Source organism: Streptomyces botrytidirepellens (genome assembly GCF_003721215.1).
GTDB classification, from domain to species: Bacteria; Actinomycetota; Actinomycetes; order Streptomycetales; family Streptomycetaceae; genus Streptomyces; species Streptomyces himastatinicus.
The window spans coordinates 1-629 of the sequence record NZ_RIBZ01000366.1 but is presented as its reverse complement, the minus strand read 5'-3'; the positions used below and the strand labels follow the sequence as shown (position 1 = coordinate 629).

1 protein-coding gene is annotated in these 629 nt (G+C 78.2%); it reads left to right on the top strand.

The window, feature by feature from the left end:
* Positions 1-57: 57 nt before the first annotated feature.
* On the top strand, positions 58-629 hold a 572-nt coding region (locus EEJ42_RS31000; RefSeq protein WP_281291542.1), incomplete at its 3' end, for a beta-ketoacyl synthase N-terminal-like domain-containing protein.

Sequence of the window (629 nt, the reverse complement as noted above, 5' to 3'; positions counted from 1 at the left end):
GGCGCGACGCCACCCGGCTCGCCCGGCAGCGCGGCATCCCCCGGCTCGCCCGGCAGCATGCCGTCCCCCAACCTGCCAGGCGGCGCGGCCTCCCCCGGCCTCCCCGGCGGCGCAGGGGCTGCCGACTTCCCCGGCGGAATCGCGCTCCCCGGCACGCCCGGCGGCGCAACGTCACCCAACTCCCCCGGCGGCGCCTCGCAAACCCCGCTCGACCGGGCCGTCGAGACCGTGCCCGGTTGGCAGGCCGAGGCGCTTGGCGATGCGCTCGGGGTGCGCGGGCCTCGGCTGGCGTTCACCAACGCCTGTGTCGCCTCCGCCAGCGCCATCGCGCACGGGTGCCGGCTCATCGCCTCCGGGCGGGCCGACATCGTGATCTGTGCAGGGGCGTACCTGGTGGAGGAGGAGAACCTGGCCAAGTTCGGCTCCGGGTTCGCCCTGTCCCGGGACGGGATGGTGCGGCCGTTCTGCGCCGACCGCAGCGGGCTGCTGCTCGGCGACGGGGCCGCCGCCGTGGTCCTCGAGTCGGCCGAGAGCGCCCGGCGCAGGGGCGCGCGGGTGCTCGGGGCGCTGACCGGGTGGGGCGCCGCGTCCGACGCGCACCACATCGCGCGGCCGCACCCCGACGGCAC